Here is an 18,369-nt window from a genome sequence, read left to right on the forward strand (position 1 = left end):
ATAGTCAGACGTAGCCGTCAGGATTGCCGCTGGAAAGGTGCTTTTATGTTCGACCGTCGGCTTTTCACCCTCGTTGACCGCAGTGGCGCATTCGTCGTCGCGAAAGTGCTGAGCCTTTGGGTTTCTCTGCTCTCTGATATCGGATTCGCGTTCATCGCCGTTGGTCTGCTCGGCAATCTTTTTCCGGTGCTTACCAGTGCCAACGACGGTGTCAAGCCGTCGCTCGTCAACAAGCTGCTGAAGGATTTCCAGGCCGTGCCGCAAGGCTATTCGGCCTTCATCTTCGCGCTGGTGGTCGTCGCGATCATCAAATACCTGGCCATACGTGCCTCGCATTTCTTCGGCACGGAAGCCTCGGAACGTGTCAAAATCGCCTTGCGGGAACGTCTGTATAACAAGATGCTCGATTTGGGCCCTACGTATTCGGAGCACGTGAAAACCGCCGATGTCGTGCAATCGCTGGGCGAAGGCGTCGATCATATACAAAGTTACTTTGAAGATTATCTGCCCCAGTTGGTTTTCGCCGTTCTCGGTCCTTTGACGCTGTTCGTGACGATTCTGCCGTTGAACGCACCGACGGCAGGCTTGCTTCTGGTCTGCGTTCCCATCGTCATCGGCATTGTCTGGTGGGTGTCGGTGGCCACTTCTCGCGCATTTGATAGATATTGGGACGCATACACGGATATGGGTGCCACGTTCCTCGACAATGTTCAGGGGCTGGAAACGCTGAAGACCTTCGACGCCGACGAGGCTGCCGCCCGACGTATGGACCGGAAATCGGAAGATTTCCGGAAAACCTCCATGAAGGTCCTTCGCCTTGAACTTCGCTCGCACTTCGTTTTGGACCTGGTCTCTTATGGCGGCACTGCAGGTGCCATTGCCATCGTCATCGCCCAGGTGGCCAGCGGTCATCTGAAGCTTCCCGCCGCATTGGTCACCATACTGCTTTGTGTCAGTTTCTTCGTCCCGTTGCGTCGCCTTGCAACGTGTTGTGATACGGCCTTGAACGGGTTGGCTTCGATCAAACGGATCTATGCGATGCTGGATGTTCCGGTGACCGGGGACGGACAGGCGGCATTGCCGCAAGGCGTAGAGGATTGTTCGATTACCTTCCGCAATGTCGATTACACATATGAGCCCGTCGATTCCGAATCCGACAATGCTGTGTCCGTCGATAATGCTGTCTGCAGAAATGACGCTGCTGTAAGAAACGCGGCCGGACACAAAGACGGCGACGGCTCTCAACCTCACAAAGCCTTGGACGGTGTTAGTTTCAGTGCCCGTGCCAACGGTTTCACCGCCATTGTCGGGGTGAGCGGTTCCGGCAAATCCACTATCGGCGCGCTGATCGCCGGTACCCGCAACGACTATGTTGGTTCGATCCGACTGGGTTACCGCGTGCTGGGAAGCGTGGGCAGCTGTGAATTGCACAGTCTCAAGAACCGTTCGCTGTGCGATGCGGTCACACTCGTCGATTCCCGCAGTCATCTCTTTACCGGTTCCTTGCGCGAAAACCTTCTGATGGCCAAGCCCGATGCCACGGCCAACGAAATGTGGCTCGCGCTTGAAGGCGCCCATATCGACGATTTCGTCTATTCCCAGCCTCAGCGACTCGATATGCGTGTAGAACCGGACGCCGGCAATCTTTCGGGCGGGCAGCGTCAGCGTCTCGCCATCGCCAGGGCGTTGCTGCGTGACAGCCCGATTTACGTGTTCGACGAGGCCACCAGCAGTGTCGACGCCGAAAGCGAGGAACTGATTGACGGGGCAATCCGCGATTTGGCCAGAACGCATACGGTCATCGTCATCACCCATCGTCTTTCTCAGGCCAGGGATGCCAGCAATATCGTCGTTCTGGACGGCGGACGTGTGGTGGAAAGCGGCACTCACGACGAACTGATGGCCATTGAAGGCCGATACGCCACGATGTTCGCCACCCAGGCATCAATCGAGCATGTCTCGCATCGTAACAGCTGGGGAAGTGCCTATGCCAAGTCCCGATCCGCCGAACATGAGGTGCACAGGCCATTTGATTTTGGGTTGCTCGATTATCAGGATCATGACGAGTTCGATGATTTCGGCAATCGGCCTGAGACTCGAGATGCCGCGAAAACCAAAACGGATAAAACGGATAAAACGAATACGAAGCAGACGCGTCATCGCTCGGACGCTGTTGCCGCGGCCGGGCATCGGGTAAAAACCGAAGCCGCTCGTGTACATGTTGCAACGGGCAAAGCCACCACGGATCGCGCGCAGCGCCCGAAATATGCCGGGGGAAGGACTTCACTGAAAAAGTCCGGGGTCACCGCGTCTTCTCCGCTCAACCCTGTTTCGGCCACGGCGATCAGTCGGCATTCCGATGGAAAACGGAGTGACGAACCTGCAAAACAACACGATGAAGCAGATGCGATACTGGACGTCGCCAATCGTCCCCACGGCGAAAACAAGGATATGGGAACCTTCCATCTGACGTTGAGGCTGCTCGGATGCGTCGGGCGCCTGACCCCGTTCATCGTCGGTGCAAGCCTATGCGGGACCATTGAACGGCTTGCGGAAACCTTCATGCCTGTTTTCGGCGTACTGGCTTTGATGGCGTTCTTCGGCCATCCGGTTTGGAGCGTGAATGTCGCCTTCGCAATTGTTGGCGTGGTGGTGTGTGCCATTCTTAAGAGCTTCATGCATTATGCCGAGGAATACATGAACCGCGAGATGAGCTTCCGTGTGGTCTCGCTGTTCCGCTCAAAGGCCTTCGAATCCCTTCGTCGTCTTGCCCCGGCGAAACTGGCCGGACGAGGCAAAGGCGACTTGACGACGTTGGTGACCTCCGATGTCGAGTTGCTCGAGACGTTCTTTGCCCACGCCATTTCTCCTGTCGTCATCGCGGTGACGACTTCGGTGGTGTTTGCGGTGGCGCTGTTCACCCTCGATCCTTGGTTCGCGCTGTTGCTCATTGCCGTCCATCTGGTCGTAGGCTTTGTCCTGCCTCGTCTTTATACGGGTAATGTGCGCGGGATAGGCGCGAGAATTCGTTCCGATTCCGCCAAACTCGGCGACAGGCTTATCGATGATATGCACGGTATGGATGAGATCATCAGATTCAACCAAGGCCGCCGTCGTCTGACCGATATCATCGCGGAAGACAAAAGTCTGTGGCTTTTCGAGGGCAGGCTGAGCCGCAAAGATGGCGTGTTCGGTGGTCTTGGCGCGGTTTGTGTCGTGGCCGCTACATTTGTGGCGGTGAGGATCATGTTCGGCATCGTTACGGCCGATCCTGTCTCGATGGCCAGGTGTGTGGTTGCAGTGATGCTCATTTTCGGCTCGTTCGGCCCTGCTCTTGCGTTGAGCGACTTGCCCGGGAATCTCAACCAACCGCTGGCGGCTGCCAGGCGCATGTTCGCCTTGTTCGACGAAGTGCCTGCGGTTCAAGAGACCGGAAAGGACACGCCGAAATTCGAAACCGTCTCGCTCAAGGATGTGACTTTCGGCTATCCGCTTTCTTCCAACGGTTCGACTTCCATTCCTGCTTCTGCGTTGGTGCTGAAAGACTTCAACCTCACCACGTTGCACTCGGGGATTCTTGGAGTGCAAGGCCCGTCTGGACATGGCAAATCCACGATCTTGAAGCTCATGATGCGCTATTGGGACCCGCAGGGCGGCTCCGTCGATTTCTCCGGCGAGCCTTTGGCCGGCGTCGAGGCGCATTATCGCCGTCGTGTGGAGACGATGATGGATCAGGACACGTATCTGTTCGACGGAACGATTCGCGATAATCTTCTGATCGCCGACCAGCACGCCTCTGATTTGCAGATGCATGAGGCGCTTGAACGCGCTTCGATCGACAGTCTTATCGAGGCTTTGCCGGACGGCCTGAACACGCAGGTAGGCGAGCTCGGCTACAGACTTTCCGAAGGCGAACGTCAGCGCATCAGTCTGGCGAGAATCTTCCTTACCGGCGCCTCCTTGGTGCTTTTCGACGAACCTACGAGTCGTGTCGACGCTTTGAATGAATCGGTGATTCTTCATTCCATCAACACGCTGGCCAACGAGCGTCCGGTCTCCATCGTGTTGGTCTCCCATCGCTCTTCTACGATGCAGATCGCCGATCGCGTCATCACGCTCTAGCCGGCGCGGTTTTTCGGGTTGGCTAGTAGTCTGGATACCAGTTGACGACAAAAGGAGCTATTGCGATGAATGCTGAAGAAACCGTTGGAACTGCACCGGAAATTCCGAATGTCACGTTGAGTGATGGCAACAAGATTCCACAGGTCGGGCTGGGTGTGCTGCGTATCGGCGATGATGAGGTGACCAGCGTTGTCAAGTCCGGGCTTGAGGTCGGCTACCGCCATATCGACGCTGCCGCGGGGTACAACAACGAGCCGGGCGTCGGCCGTGCGCTCGCGGAAACGGGCTTCAATACTGGCCAGGCGCGCAAGACCCTGTGGGTGACCACCAAACTCAAGGACTCCGAGCAGGGTTACGACAACGCGCTCAAGGCCTTTGACCGCCAGATGGGTGATTTGCGCCTCGATTACGTCGACATGTATATGCTGCATTGGCCGACGCCGTTCAACTGGCGTTCGGGCGAGACGTGGAAGGCGCTGATGAAGCTGCGCGACGAAGGGCGTGTGCGTACGCTCGGCGTCTGCAATTTCCTGCCGGAGCATCTCGAGCGGCTGCACCGCGAAACGGGGGAGTGGCCGACCGTCAACCAGATCGAGCTGCATCCCACCTGGCAGCAGCGCGAAGTGGTCGCGTTCTGCCGTGAGCACGGCATCGCGGTGGAGGCGTATTCGCCGATGGCCCGCGGCGCCGACCTCAACGCCGGCGACGGCACCATCGCCCGCATCGCTTCAGCCCACGGTGTTTCGTCTGCTCAGGCCATCCTGCGTTGGCATATCGAAAACGGCACCATCATCATCCCCAAGTCCGTCCATACCGATCGCCAGCGCGAGAACCTCGATCTCTTCGGCTTTGCTTTGACGCCAGACGAGCATGCGCAGATCGACGCATTGGACGGGCCGACTCGCGCTGGTCACGATCCGATGACGTTCACCTATGCGTGATGGCGTTGTGTGGTGCTGTCGCGCGAGGACGTCGTGTGAGGGTGCTCCGTGAGTATTGGCGTCAGTGTATTACGTGAGAAAGTCGTGCGGCGCGAGCGGCGGTGAGCGGCTTTTGCGGCTGTGAACGATGGTATATTTTGAGCTGTTATTTGCGTTTATGTGCGGTTGCTGGTTATGTGATGTGATTCTTCTGCGTTGCGAATGTTTGCAATTGTTGTGGAAACGCGACGATTCGCCGACGGTTGCAAAAGTCGGATTCGATGCTGTAATGTGACCTACGTTACATTTCAACTATAGAACTATAGAGGAGCATAACCATGCCTCAGAAGATCAAAGCATCCGTAGCGTACGGCGTCGGCAAGGGATTTGCCCAGCCCGAGGAGATCATCATCGACGACCCGATCGGCGCCGAGGTACTGGTGGACGTGCAGGCGAGCGGTCTGTGCCACTCCGACCTGCATCTGGTCGAGGATGACGACCAGTTCTTCCCGTTCCCGGCCGTCATCGGCCATGAGGTCGCGGGCATCGTCGAGGCTGTTGGCCCCGAGGTCCAGGGTATCAAGGTCGGCGATCACGTCGTCGCTTCGCTCGAGCAGGTGTGCGGCCATTGCGCCAACTGCCTCAACGGCCATCCGCAGTCTTGCAGCCAGCAGCAGGAGTGCGTGCGTAAGCCCGGCGAGAAGCCGCGCCTGTCCTTCCCCGACGGCCGCCCGATCACGCAGGCCTTCGGCACCGGCGGTTTCGCCGACAAGGCGCTGATTCATGAGAATCAGCTCGCCGTGGTCAACAACGAGGTGAAGTGGGATGAGGCCGCCTGCATCGGCTGCGCCACCATCACCGGCGCGGGTGCTGCCATCAACACCGCGCACGTTCGTCCTGGCGACACCGTGGCCGTCGTGGGCACCGGTGGCATTGGTTTGAACATCATCTCCGGCGCTCGCATTTGCGGTGCGAAGAAGATCATCGCCATCGATCTCTTGGACAACAAGCTCGAGTTTGCGAAGAAGTTCGGCGCCACCGACGTGGTCAACTCCTCCAAGGAGGATCCGGTCGCCAAGGTTCGCGAGCTCACCAACGGCGGTGTTGACGAGGCGTTCGAGGCCATCGGCTTCGAGTCGACGATGAAGCAGTGCTGGGATATGCTCGGCGTTGACGGCACCGCATACTGCATCGGCCTGGCCAAGCCCGACGCGACCATCAACCTTGAGATCAACCCGGCCGACCTGCTGGTGCACCAGCGCGGTTTCAAGGGTGTCTGGATGGGCTCGACCAACATCAAGCACGACATTCCGATGTACGCCGACCTTGCCGTCGACGGCCGCCTGAACATGCACGACATCGTCAGCCAGCACATCAACCTCAGCCAGATCGACGAGGCCTACGTCCAGCTCAAGCAGGGCAAGGTCATCCGTTCCGTCATCACCGAGTTCTGATCGCTTAGTTTCGCGTTCGGCACCGGCCCCACTCGTCGCGGTCGCCGAATGCGTATCGATAATTGAGTAACCCTCATTGGCCGGTCTTGTCTCTCCGCAACAAGCCCGGCCAATGTTGTTTGGCAAGGTGTTTTATGCCTATCGTTAATAAGTAAAATCTCTGATTTTTTATGCTTTTGCCAGTGGTCTTGTAAACCGTTGGAATATAAAGGTTTGCGCGCTTTTCTGCGACGTTTTACGTATTGCAAAGGGTACTTTCTGCGACGTTTTACGCATTACGAACACCGTCTTTTGCGACGTTTTGAGAACTGAGTCAATGTAGGGTGCTATATGAAGTGATAGTGCTAGTCGATGTTGGTTTTATGGGATTTGCATTGGTATCGGCATAAATGCGAAAGCTACTGATTCGACCTCAGTGAAGAAGTCAGTTTATTCTATAGCAAATAAATATTATATATGGGATCACTTTGATATAATAACAATATTAAAATAAAAGAAGGATAAAGGAGGTGATGACGAGTGGATTTTGAATATGACCCGGATAAAAGCTCACGAAATCTTGTCAAGCATGGCGTTGATTTTGAACAGGCACAAGTGCTATGGGACGATCCGGATTTCATCGAAGTGCGTCTTGCTTATACCGATGAGCCACGTTGGGCGATTGTCGGCATGATGCGCGGCAAGCATTGGACCGCCATCATCACTTATCGCAAAGATCGTACAAGAATTATCAGTGTTAGACGTTCGCATCCCAAGGAGGAACGGATATATGAAAATGAGAAAAGCGGCTGAACTCGACCGCATCTTTGACAATGGTGACGAGAGCATACTTGATTATGCCGATATGAGTACATTGCGTAAGCCCAATAAAGATAAGGAAGAGCAACGTTCTCTGAGCCTTCAGATGCCGGAATGGCTAATTGGCGTCCTTGATGGCGAGGCTGCGCGCGTCGGCATCAGTCGCCAAGCCGTCATCAAGGTTTGGCTCACCGAGCGTGCTGATCGTATGCGGGCGATGTGAGCCAAGGTATTTGCATGTGCAACTCGATACAACGAATGGTTTGACATTATAGGGCGGATTTGCCGGTCAGGTGTCTGAACAGTTCCGGGTCAACGGGCTTGTCGAGACGAAGCGTAGAAATGACGACATTCAGCTCTCTTCCGTCGTCGGCAAGGTTGTGGTCCGGATGAATGCCGGTGACGGCGGCGACATGGCCCACGTAATAATAGGTCTTTTCCTTCTCCTCTTGTTTACGACGAATGAAGATCGGGACGAAGTGAGAACGTTGCCATTCCGGTCCTTTGGCATTGGTCATGAGCCAGACAAATTCATTTGAGTTCAACGTTCTCTGATTCTTGCTGAACCACTCGATTTCGCTGGTGTTGAGGAATCGGTCACCATACTGGCTTGCTTTGTACTTGATGAAAATGGGCAATGAATCCGTCTCACGGTCAAGCTTGTAGCCGCCCACGTTTTGCGGTACCTGCTCGTTCTTCCATCCGCACAGCCTCATGACGTCGAAGATACTGTATTTCTCTCCATAGATGAATCCGCGTGTGCGTTCGAGTGACGTATTTGAGATTTGCTTGTATCGTTCCTGGCAGTTAAACAGGCCTGCTTGTATGGTATCGGCGAAGAACTGGGCGAACGTTGAATTTGAGCGTAGCGATTGCAGCAGCCAATCCTCGATGATGAATGTACCGTTTTCGGTCTGACGTATCAGTGGCACATTGCCGAAACGTTCTTTGTTTTTCGTAGTGAAATACGTCAGATCAAGCACGTGGAATGCTTGTGCGATCTGCTCCGGGCTGTTGTCCGCCTGGGGGAATTGAGCCGATAGCGTTGCTCTCAGATTTTCGGCTGAGAGCTCGTGATTGGAATCTGGCCCAAGGTAACGAGCGATATGATGCTCAACCGAGGTGTTGGATGTGTCCGGCAACGTGATATCGCAAAGGTCTGCCAGAACCATTAATTCATGTGGTCTCAATCCGCGCAGTAATGTTGAGGTCAGCATTTTAAGAACCCCGTCTTCCCGCGCGTCGGTGGGTTGCAGCAACTCGAGATATGATGTCTGCGTGTTCTTGCCACGGGAAAGGCTCTGCTCGCGGGAACGGACGAATTGCAGATAGCTATCCTTCTTGTCCGCCAATGTACAGATTAATGACGGATCCGTTTTGGCAAAATCGGTGAGCATGGGAATGCGGTTCAGCTGGTTTCGTAGCTGCCGGTATTGGCTGGAAAGTAACCGCATTTCGGAGAGATCCGCCTTATCGATCGATGCCAACACCCTTTTCTCGGCAATGGGATCGAAGCTTACCGAAGAAAGACCGATCGATTTTCGCTGCAGATTTTTACGTTCGATGTCCCGATCGCCAGTATTGCCATAGAGGGCAATAGGGATGAGATAGTTGTTCGCGTAGTTGCCGATGAAATCGATGATGGTGACGGATTCTTTACCGGGGTATTTACGCAGGCCGCGGCCAAGCTGTTGGGTGAAAATAATGCTGGATTTGGTCTGACGCAGCATGACGATCTGGTTCAGCGAGGGAATGTCGACGCCTTCATTGAAGAGATCGACGGTGAAGATGTAGTCGAGTTCTCCTTTTTCAAGCTGTCTGATAGCTTCGTCTCGGTCGACTGCATTATCCCCGGTGACAGCTGTCGTGTGGTATTTGCGTTCGGCTTGCTGATTCCATTGAGCATTGAACAAGGCCGAGAGTTCTTTCGCCTCTTTTTGCAAGCTACAAAAGACCAAGCCTTTTACCGGAGTTCCTGGATCTTCATAAGTTTGCAATCTGTCGATGATGTAGTGGACGCGCTGAGGCGATACCAATTTCTGTATCCATCCGTTGAGTGCCGTGCGCTCTCCGGTTTGTGCCACGTCAATGCTTCTATTGAGTTCGCCTATCGTATTTGGATCAGGCTTGTCCTCGATATACTCATGGACGCCGTAATAATGGAACGGGCACAGCATGTTCTCTTCCAACGCTCGTTGGAGACGAATGTTATAGGCAATGTTGTTGCCGAACAGGCCAAAGATGTCGGCGTCGTCGGTCCGTTCTGGCGTCGCCGTCATGCCGAGGAGAAAATCCGGCGTGAAGTGATTTAGCACTTTCCTGTAGGAATCTGCTGCGGAATGATGCGCCTCGTCGATAAGAATATAGTCAAAGGAATTTGGCTCGTAGGAATCCAGATTGTTGACCAGCGTTTGCACTGTCGCGAAAACATATTTGCGATTGCCCTGCTTGCTTGTTCCGGAAAGCAGGCCTAGATCTTCATCTTCGCAGCCGAGCACTTTTTGGTAGGACTCCATGGATTTCTTGAGTATCTGTTGCTGCTGGGCGACGTAAAGCATTCGCTTTGGTCTGCATTGTCGTACATCAAATGCCGAAAGATATGTTTTGCCGGTTCCCGTGGCCGAAACGATGATGGCTTGACTTTCTCCGGCTTTTCGCAGCTGAGCCAGATTCATCAGCGCTTCCTGCTGCATGGCGTTGGGTTCGATCGTCGTGATTTTAGGCTGTGGCAGGACGCGTTGCACAGGAGCATAATGTTTGAAATCTTCCTCGTATTGTTTCAGCCATTCGTCCGTGAGCTGGACTGATTCACTCAACTGGTCATCGATCTCGTTGTTGATTTGTTGAGTCAGACCGCTGTTGGTCTGTGAGGAAACTCTGAGGTTCCATTCTTTGTTAAGCTTGAGCGCGCTGGATGTCAGATTCGAGCTGCCAATGTAGGTTGAATCCAGTTCTTTTCCGCCTTCGGTGCGATGACGGAAGACATACCCTTTTGGATGATAACGATAGCTTGGTATCGAGGTCGAACCATGATTTTCAGAATCGGCTTGCCAAATATATATCTTGATATTGGTGCAATTCTGAATTTGCAGAAGGGTTTTGAAGGCTTCAGGTTTGTTGAAATAGTTATAGGTAGAGGTAATGATGCGACCTGATCGCTCGCTTGTTTCTTTACCGAAATTCAGAAAATATTGTTTGAGGCTTTTGAGTTCCTCATTGTTGAGGAATGCGACAGACATGTCAAAATCATGACATTGATCCAACTCGGATTCTATGGATTCCTCCATGGTCAACCCATTGCGATTCGCAATAAGGGTCGGAGTAAGGGTGTTGTCGGCATTGGGATTTTGATGGATGAATCCTGAGGTTATCGCTTCCACCAATGAATCGTTCGAAGGCGCGGTTTCGTAAGTCATGTTTTCCTTGTTTGCTTCGTGTTCAGTCATCGTCTTTCTCACCTGTCCGGTTCTCCACCGCTAGATGTTGCACTGTTTCTCGATCGGCCGGAGCCCAATTCAGTGTTTTGAGTTCGCTTTGGGGGATCCAACGAAGCTGGGTGTGTTCAGTGAGTTCGGGTTCACTGTCGACAAGGGAGCATAAGAAGGTGGTAAGTTCGATGGTCCCGAAATCATAGTGTTGCTGAGCTGAGCATATTTTGGAGCCAACCTTGATATCACAGAGCAGTTCTTCTTTGATTTCACGTCGTAACGCTTCCTCTGGTGTTTCACCGCGTTCGATTTTCCCGCCAGGAAATTCCCAATACCCAGCCAAGGATTTTGCCGGTCCTCTTTGTGCACAAAGAATTGTGTCGTTCCTTCTTATTGCAGCTCCGACAACCTGCACTGGTGCAGTATCCATATCAATAACATCCTTTGAGAAAACGTTATGTCCAGGATAGCGCAGAATGACGTTTCTTTCGTGTGGGGAATTGCGGTCTGTCGCTATTCGGCGCACAAGTTTTTTTGGTCTTATCCCTCCAACAGCCAATCAAGGGCGTAAACCTGACGAATGCCGTTGTGGCTGGTGGGGCGTTCGTCGTCCAGGGTGATGAGGGTCTTGGGGTAGTTGTCGTCGATGGAGCGGAACGAGGAGAGCTCGCGCTCCAAGGTTTTGGGGTTGTGGACCGATTCCGAGACCTGATAGTAGGCTGGGCCATCCACGCCATTGGTGACGAAATCGATTTCTCCGCCGGTGCTTTGCCCGACGTATACCGTTCCTGCGCGTCGCTTGAGCTCGAGGAACACGATGTTCTCCAAGATTCGGCCGGTATCGCGGACTTTGCCGGAAACGAGTATGCGGCGCAGCCCCATGTCGACGGCGTAGTATTTGCGTTCCTGCTTGAGGATGCGTTTGCCTTTCACGTCGTAGCGCTGGGCCGGGTAGAGGATGAACGCGGAGCAAAGCGCCTCCAACAGATTGGTTACCGTAGGCGCAGAGATGCGGGTGCCGAACGAGGTCATCGTGTCGCTGATGGTTTTCGCCGTCGTCAGGTTGCCGATGTTGTCGAACATGAAACGAGTGACCGCCTCCACCGCTCCGGTGCGGGTGCTTCCTAGACGTTGTGACACGTCCTTGATGAGGATGGTGTTGAGGATGCCTTCCAGATAGTCGTGGATGAGGGTGTCGTCGCCGTCGAATTCTGTGGTCGCGGGGAAGGACCCGTCATGGATGTAGCGTGACCAGGTTCGTTGGATTGATTCCGCTTCGGGCGCCGTCGAACGATACTCGGCGAACGAAAGCGGCATGACCGGTATCTCGACGTATCGGCCCGAAATAAGCGTGGCGAGTGTGCCGCTCAGAAGCATCGCGTTTGAGCCGGTGACGTACAGGTCGATGTTTTGGCGTGTCTGCAGGCTGTCGAGGACCTTTTGGAAGTTCGGCACGTTTTGGATTTCATCGAGCATTACATAGTGCGTTCCTGTGCCTTGGCAACGCTTGATGATGAATTCATGGAGCCGGTGATAGTCGAGCAGCGGCTCGTTCTCGAGTCGTTCCAGATTGATGGAGATGATGTGGTCACGGGGCACCCCGGTCGAGATGAGGCGATTGGCGAACAGTTCCAGGATGGTTGATTTGCCGCAGCGTCGCACGCCGGTGACCACCTTGATGACGGGCTTTTCCCGCCATTGTTCCAAGTGATGAAGATATTGCGGTCTGTCGATCATGATGCCTCGCATGCGTAAGTTGAAAAGTATTTTTTAACTTCTCGTAAAAATATATCAAGTTAAAAAGTATTTTTCAACTTGGTTAAGGAGGTGCATAAGTTAAAAAGTATTTTTCAACTTACTGGACTCTGACCGCGTAGTAGCTTTTGCTGGAGGCGCCAAACACAAAGGTCGTGAGATACGAACACTGGATTGGCGAGTTTCCGCCGGTTCTGGTTTTGTATCTCACGACCTTTGTGCTGCTCGTGCGTTAAACACCGTCACTGTTCGAACGGGTACTTCAGGCCCCACTCGCCACGGATCTGGTCCATGAGCTTCATGATGCGCAGGGTGTCGGCGTGGGGCATTTCCTCGCATTCGCTCTTGCCGTCGAGGATCGCGTTGGCGGCGCTCGCCACCTCGTATTCGTAGCCGGTGAGCTCGGCGGGGACGTCGATGTGGCGGGTGAGGCGATGGTCGAGACCGTAGAGGTCGATGCCTTCGATGTTGTTGATATTTTGGCAGACCATGTATCCCTTGGTGCCCCAGATGGACCCGGTTCGGTCCGAAGGACACATCATCGAGGCCGTGGCCGTGGCCATCACGCCATCGCTGTAGTGCAGGGCGATGGAATCGGTCGCGTCCACGCCGGTCTTGTAGGGGACCATGGAGGTCTCGATCTCGGAAATCGTGCGCTCGCTGGTGTCGGCGCCGAGCGCCATGTCGAAGAAGTTCAGCGGATAGACCCCGACGTCGAGCAGCGCCCCGCCTGCCATCTCGGGGTCGGTCATGCGGGCCTTGTGCGTGGTGGGGTAGCAGAGGTTGGCCGTCGCGGCCTGCACCTCGCCGATTTCGCCGGAGGAGATGATGTCGGCGACGAGCGCGCGCGAGGGCATGTAGCGCGTCCAGATGGCCTCGCAGCAGAGCAGCCCGGTCTCGTGGGCAGCATCAAGTAGTTCCTGCGCCTGCGCGGTGTTGGCGGTGAACGACTTCTCGACCAGGATGTTCTTGCCGGCTTTGAGGCACGCGATGCCCTGTTCGGCATGCAGCGCGTGGGGAGTGGCGATGTAGACGAGGTCGACTTTCGGGTCGGCCAGCAGCTCGTCGTAGGAACCGTACGAGACATCGAATCCGTATTTATTCGCGAAATCCGAGGCTCGGCCGGCGTCGCGCGCGGCGACCGCATACGGTTCGATCAAGCTGCTATATCGCGGATCGCCGGTCATCTTCACCAGCGTATCGGCCATTGATTTCGCGATGCCGCCCGCGCCCAAAATCGCGACATTGACTTTGAGCCCCTTTCCCTCCGCTTCGGTGCGGTTGCCGTTCAATCTGCTCATTGTTATCTCCTTGCGCATCGCAAATGAATATATGACCAGTCTAGAAGAGGGTATTCCTCATATGATCGCCGAATAGCGGAAACGGGTCTGTGAGCTGTATGGCGTATAAAAAGGTGTCGCAACCCTATCGTTTGCGACACCTAATACGTGGATCTTTGATTCTTGCTTATTTGACCGCAGAACTATGCCTTGGCTGCAGCTGCCTTCGTGGTTTCGACTTTGGCGTCGGCCTCGTCGGCCGCGACCAGGCCTTTCTTCTCGTCGTGGCGGCGCCACCAGGAGGAGAGCACCGAGCCGGAGATGTTGTGCCAGACGCTGAAGAACGTCGAGGGGATCGCGGTGATCGGGGCAGTGGCGAAGGAGGTCAGCGCCAGCGTGGCGCCCAGTCCGGAGTCCTGCATACCGACTTCGAAGGTGATAGCCTTCTGCTGCGCGTAGCCGAAGCCCTTCGGATAGACCTTGTACATGAGCCTTGAGAAGCCGAAGCCGAGCCCGTAGCCGCACAGGTTGTGCAGGATGACCACGGGAATGGCCAGCGCGGTGGCCGTGCTGAAGAGGCCGGCGTGGTTGGCGGCGACGACGATGCCGATGATCAGGAGGATCGCGGTCTGCGAGATGATCGGCAGCACGTCGGTGACCTTGGAGATCTTGTCTTTGAAGATGGTGTGGCAGATGACGCCGAGCGCGACGGGGATGAGCACCACCTTGACGGCGGTCAGGAAGAGCGACTGCCAGGGGATCGCCACGTACTTCGAGGCGAGCAGCTGCATCAGCAGCGGAATCATGAACGGCGCGAGCAGGGTGGAAAGCAGGCCGATGGAAACGTCGAGCGCCACGTCGCCTCGTGCCAGGAAGCTCATCACGTTCGACGAGGTCCCGGACGGGCAGCAGCCCACGAGGATGACGCCGACGGCGAGCGGGCCGTCGAGGTGGAAGATGGCGCAAAGGGCGACGGCGATAAGCGGCATGATGACGTAATGGGCCACGGTACCCACGATGACCATCAGCGGCTGCTTCAGAATTCGTGCGAAATCCTCAAGCGAAAGCGTCAGGCCCATGCCGAAAAGCACGATGCCCAAGAGCCAGCTGGTGTCATGCTTGGCCCATTCGCTGGTCTGCGGGACGAAGTAATTGAACACCGCCCAGACAATGACGATCAGCGTGAACCATTTGGTGATCCAATCCGCTACCTTTTTTACCTTTTCCATCTTTCTTCAACCTCTTTCCCTGTTTTTGGGTATGCGAGCCATGCTAGGGAGAAGTTTTCCGAATCGGTCGATTTGTCTCAAAAATAGAAACCTTCTGTCCGTATAGTGGACATATGTTGAGTCGACAATGGTGATGCTGCTCGAATCCCGGCGGGTTTAGCGGCTGTCTGCTGTTAATCTTGCCGCGTGTCAGGCGGTGAAGCGGCAAACATTGGTTATGATCTGTTGCGAGTTCCTTCTTGTATTTGTCGCATACTGAAAGTGAAATGGAGGCGTGACGCGTCAATCGAAAGTTCCGGAGAAATACGAACGGGGCACCCGCAGCTATACGATGTCGCATATCCGCGGCAAAAACACGAAAATCGAAGTGCTGGTCCGTTCCTATCTGTTCCGCCGTGGGTTGCGTTTTCGTAAGAACGACAAGCGTTACCCGGGCCATCCGGACGTTGTGCTGCCCAAGTGGCACACGATCGTCTTCGTCAACGGCTGTTTCTGGCATATGCACTCCGGTTGCACGAAATTCTCGATGCCCAAGTCCAACGTCGAGTTCTGGACGGCCAAGCTGGTGCGCAACCGCGACCGCGACATCCGTCAGCGAGCCGAGCTCGAGGCCGCCGGTTGGAAGGTTCTTACGGTTTGGGAATGCGAGCTGGTCAAAAGTCGCCGCGAGGATACGCTGGAACGGCTTTATCGCCGGATTGTAGGCGACGAGGTTGCCGAAAGCTGAGGAATCGTCACCGGTTTGCGTGTCTTTTCCGCCGATACGTTGGTTTGCAGGAGTTTTGAGACGTCGAGAAGGCTGTTCTCGTCGCGATTTTCCGGTGAGGCATAGCTGCTGAAAGTCTGCGATGCTGAGGAAACGGCTTGTGGCGTAATCTTCCGATCGGTCCAGATTTGCCGGCTTTCACGACCGTGAGCGGGCTTAGTGTGTCACAAAATCCCGAGAAGCAGGAGTGACGAAATCACGTCGCTTACTGCTGCAGCTCCTCCAGCTGTTTCTTGGCCTTGTGAAGACGCACGAAGATCTCGTTGCGTTTCGCACCGTCTTTCGCGCGGGCGTGGTCGCCTTCCAGCTTGGCTATTTGGGCGGTGAGCTCGGCGATTGCCGTCTGCTTGGCCAGTCGCGCGTCGAGGTTGCTGCCGTCGTCGTCGCCGAAAATGACCTGGGCGCACAGACTCTGCCATACTTCATCGAGCGTTTCGCCGTTCACCGACAGCGCCGCGGCTTGGGGCTTTTGCCATGTGCCGACGTAGGTCCGCATTTGCGACTCCCCTTGATGCCCGGCGCGAACCGGCAGAATGCGTTGCAACGCTAATGCGCATTGCGTCTCGCCGCTTTTGGGTTGGGAAGCGTTGCCGTTGGCGCTGGCGAAGTTGGCACTGCCTTCATTTTCGTCGCCAAACCTCGCGTCGCGGACGCAGACGAAGAGAATGTTCGAGCCCGAACGCAGTTTCGCGATATGTTCCATCACCTCGACGGGCGCGTCCTTGCAGTTCTGTTCGATGCCCATCACCAGAACTTCGCGGACTTTCCTGCCGGCAGCCACGCCGATGGTGTTCGGGCGCAGCAGGGCAAGCATGGTGATCGATGCCACGTCTCCGACGAAGCGCTGCTTGAGCCGCGAGGAAACCGGCGGCTTCAAATAAAACATCTGTTTGGGAAGTGCGCTTTTGGCCTCCGGGATGGCGCAAGTTGCAGGCAAGCCGAGTGTGGGGGCTGATATGGTCCCACAGTGTGCAACAGTCATTGTTGGCCTTCCTTTGCCTTGGGCGGTATCTTGCCGTTTCATATTGACGACCTATGGTTTAAGACTAATCGCAATTGCCGATTATTAAAGTATTGCGTAACGTGGAGAGTCGCGATTCGCAATCTTAACCGGGAATGGAAATCTGGAATTGTCGGTTGCAACCGTGGTGCGTCGTCGTTTTCGGCGCCTTCGATCGGGCTCTGCGTTTCGGGATCTACGCGCCGTGGCGTACCGGACAGGATTCCGTGTACAATACAATATGTTGCCCGGGTAGCTCAGGGGATAGAGCACCGCTCTCCTAAAGCGGGTGTCGTGAGTTCGAATCTCATTCCGGGCACAGATCTTCTTTGAGGGCAAGGTGCAATCCGACTGGTATCGAGGATTGAAGCTGATTCGTCTTTCCGTGTTTTCATCGTGGCTCTCGTTTTTCCGCGGGCTGTGGATTCGTTTGCGAATATGTTGCTTCGTCTCTTTTGCTGTTCGCGTTCACATCGAACCCACAGCCAAAACCACGATCAATCGGATTTGTGTTTCTCTATCAGGCCTGCACGTAACTGTCTGTAGGGGATTGGTAGCCGCAGTTCATCATTTCGCTGTTGTAGGCGATCACGCCCTCACCTTTGGCAGGCAGCACGATGAGGCCGCCATAGCCGCGGTGGGCGGCGATGTCGTCGAGCGTGTCGCTTGCGGAATCCAAGGCGCTCTGCCCGGCGAACCTTACGCGCTCGGAGACCTGATGGCAGGCCACCGTGCGGATATATGCCTCGCCGATGCCGGTGCCGGAGGCGGCCACCGTCTCGTCGTTGGCGTAGGTGCCGCATCCCGGCAGCGGGGTGTCGCCGACGCGGCCGTGCATCTGGTTGGTGATGCCGCCGGTGGAGGTCGCTGCGGCGAGGTGGCCCTGTGCGTCGCGGGCGACGGCGCCGATGGTGCCGTGCTTCTCCCACTCGTCGCCGTCCCTCTGGGCTTCCAGCAGCGACTGTTTGCGCTGCTCGGTGATGAAATAGCTTTCCTCGCGTGTCTCGACGCCCCAGTCTTCAAGCTCCTTGTCCTGCGGTTCGGCGAAGAGGACGTGCTTGGTCTGCTCTTTGACGGCTCGTGCGGCGTCGATGGGGTTCTTGACCGTGCGTACGCCCGTGACCGCCCCGACCTCGCCGTCGCCGCCCATCAGACAGGCGTCCATCTGGGCGATGCCGTCGCTGGTCAGCGCGGCTCCGCGGCCGGCGTTGAACTCGGGTGCGTCCTCCATGACGTGGACGGCGGCGACGACGGCTTCCTCGGCGCTGGCTCCGGCCTCAAGTTGCGCATATCCTGCCTCAAGCGCTCGTTCGAGATCCTTCCTGGTCTGCGCCACGCGTTCGGGGGTGCTGTGCCTGCCGCGGCCGCCGGCGCCGCCGTGGATGACGAGCAGGATGCCGTCTTCGCCGCCTTTGGTGACGATTGATTTGACGGGTAGGGTGGTCGTAGCCATGGGTTCGTGTTCCTTTCGACTGATTGCTGGCGCTGACGCCAGAGTTGATACAAGGGTATAGTACGCCGGTGGGCCAGCGAAACGCGGTCGAAAATCACGATGCCGTTTTTGAGATTGTTGGGTACATGTTGTTGGTTTGTCTATATACTGTCTTTGTTGTTGAA

The 18,369-nt window shown here is 55.6% G+C and carries 13 protein-coding genes and 1 tRNA gene; 7 read left to right on the top strand and 7 right to left on the bottom strand.

Annotation, left to right across the window (positions count from 1 at the left end):
* Positions 1 to 45 precede the first annotated feature (45 nt).
* The 5 genes from OZX71_RS01985 (at position 46) to OZX71_RS02005 (ending at position 7,517) form a co-directional block, all read left to right on the top strand.
* Positions 46 to 4,122 (top strand): ATP-binding cassette domain-containing protein, encoded by a 4,077-nt coding sequence (locus tag OZX71_RS01985; RefSeq protein ID WP_277160308.1) that lies wholly within the window; start codon positions 46 to 48, stop codon positions 4,120 to 4,122.
* Between the two features lie 65 nt (positions 4,123 to 4,187).
* Positions 4,188 to 5,063 carry an aldo/keto reductase gene (locus tag OZX71_RS01990; protein WP_277160309.1) on the top strand — a complete coding sequence of 292 codons (876 nt, stop codon included), beginning with the start codon at positions 4,188 to 4,190 and terminating at the stop codon, positions 5,061 to 5,063.
* Between the two features lie 317 nt (positions 5,064 to 5,380).
* On the top strand, positions 5,381 to 6,496 hold the full coding sequence (locus OZX71_RS01995) for a Zn-dependent alcohol dehydrogenase (protein WP_277160310.1): 1,116 nt from the start codon (positions 5,381 to 5,383) through the stop codon (positions 6,494 to 6,496).
* A gap of 519 nt (positions 6,497 to 7,015) precedes the next feature.
* Entirely contained in the window at positions 7,016 to 7,288 is a 273-nt protein-coding gene (locus tag OZX71_RS02000) for a BrnT family toxin (protein ID WP_277160311.1), read from the top strand.
* Positions 7,266 to 7,517 (top strand): antitoxin, encoded by a 252-nt coding sequence (locus tag OZX71_RS02005; RefSeq protein ID WP_277145625.1) that lies wholly within the window; start codon positions 7,266 to 7,268, stop codon positions 7,515 to 7,517. The genes OZX71_RS02000 and OZX71_RS02005 overlap by 23 nt, the downstream gene beginning before the upstream one ends.
* Before the next feature lie 46 nt (positions 7,518 to 7,563).
* Here OZX71_RS02005 and OZX71_RS02010 read toward each other — a convergent pair whose 3' ends face one another.
* The 5 genes from OZX71_RS02010 to OZX71_RS02030 all read right to left on the bottom strand — a co-directional run bounded on the left by OZX71_RS02010 (position 7,564) and on the right by OZX71_RS02030 (position 14,986).
* The gene (locus OZX71_RS02010; protein WP_277160627.1) at positions 7,564 to 10,710 is read right to left on the bottom strand and encodes a DUF3427 domain-containing protein; all 3,147 of its coding nucleotides are present in this window, start codon (positions 10,708 to 10,710) and stop codon (positions 7,564 to 7,566) included.
* A 22-nt stretch (positions 10,711 to 10,732) separates the two neighbouring features.
* Positions 10,733 to 11,152, bottom strand: a complete 420-nt coding sequence (locus OZX71_RS02015; RefSeq protein ID WP_277160312.1) for a (deoxy)nucleoside triphosphate pyrophosphohydrolase — start codon at positions 11,150 to 11,152, stop codon at positions 10,733 to 10,735.
* A gap of 110 nt (positions 11,153 to 11,262) precedes the next feature.
* A complete protein-coding gene (locus OZX71_RS02020; protein ID WP_277160313.1) occupies positions 11,263 to 12,459 on the bottom strand; it encodes an ATP-binding protein in 1,197 nt (398 codons plus the stop codon).
* 260 nt (positions 12,460 to 12,719) lie between these two features.
* The gene (locus OZX71_RS02025; RefSeq protein WP_277160314.1) at positions 12,720 to 13,778 is read right to left on the bottom strand and encodes a Gfo/Idh/MocA family oxidoreductase; all 1,059 of its coding nucleotides are present in this window, start codon (positions 13,776 to 13,778) and stop codon (positions 12,720 to 12,722) included.
* A 182-nt stretch (positions 13,779 to 13,960) separates the two neighbouring features.
* Positions 13,961 to 14,986 carry a bile acid:sodium symporter family protein gene (locus tag OZX71_RS02030; protein WP_277160315.1) on the bottom strand — a complete coding sequence of 342 codons (1,026 nt, stop codon included), beginning with the start codon at positions 14,984 to 14,986 and terminating at the stop codon, positions 13,961 to 13,963.
* Between the two features lie 274 nt (positions 14,987 to 15,260).
* Between OZX71_RS02030 and OZX71_RS02035 the strand changes: the two genes are divergently transcribed.
* On the top strand, positions 15,261 to 15,713 hold the full coding sequence (locus OZX71_RS02035; RefSeq protein WP_277160316.1) for a very short patch repair endonuclease: 453 nt from the start codon (positions 15,261 to 15,263) through the stop codon (positions 15,711 to 15,713).
* A gap of 244 nt (positions 15,714 to 15,957) precedes the next feature.
* Here OZX71_RS02035 and OZX71_RS02040 read toward each other — a convergent pair whose 3' ends face one another.
* A complete protein-coding gene (locus OZX71_RS02040; protein WP_277160317.1) occupies positions 15,958 to 16,734 on the bottom strand; it encodes a DUF4391 domain-containing protein in 777 nt (258 codons plus the stop codon).
* 264 nt (positions 16,735 to 16,998) lie between these two features.
* Here OZX71_RS02040 and OZX71_RS02045 point away from each other — a divergent pair.
* Positions 16,999 to 17,071 (top strand) — tRNA-Arg (locus OZX71_RS02045).
* Positions 17,072 to 17,272: 201 nt separating this feature from the next.
* Here the strand turns inward: OZX71_RS02045 and OZX71_RS02050 are convergent.
* The gene (locus tag OZX71_RS02050) at positions 17,273 to 18,205 is read right to left on the bottom strand and encodes an isoaspartyl peptidase/L-asparaginase family protein (RefSeq protein ID WP_277160318.1); all 933 of its coding nucleotides are present in this window, start codon (positions 18,203 to 18,205) and stop codon (positions 17,273 to 17,275) included.
* Positions 18,206 to 18,369 lie beyond the last annotated feature (164 nt).

The organism is Bifidobacterium sp. ESL0764 (assembly GCF_029395515.1).
In the GTDB taxonomy this organism is placed as follows: Bacteria; Actinomycetota; Actinomycetes; order Actinomycetales; family Bifidobacteriaceae; genus Bifidobacterium.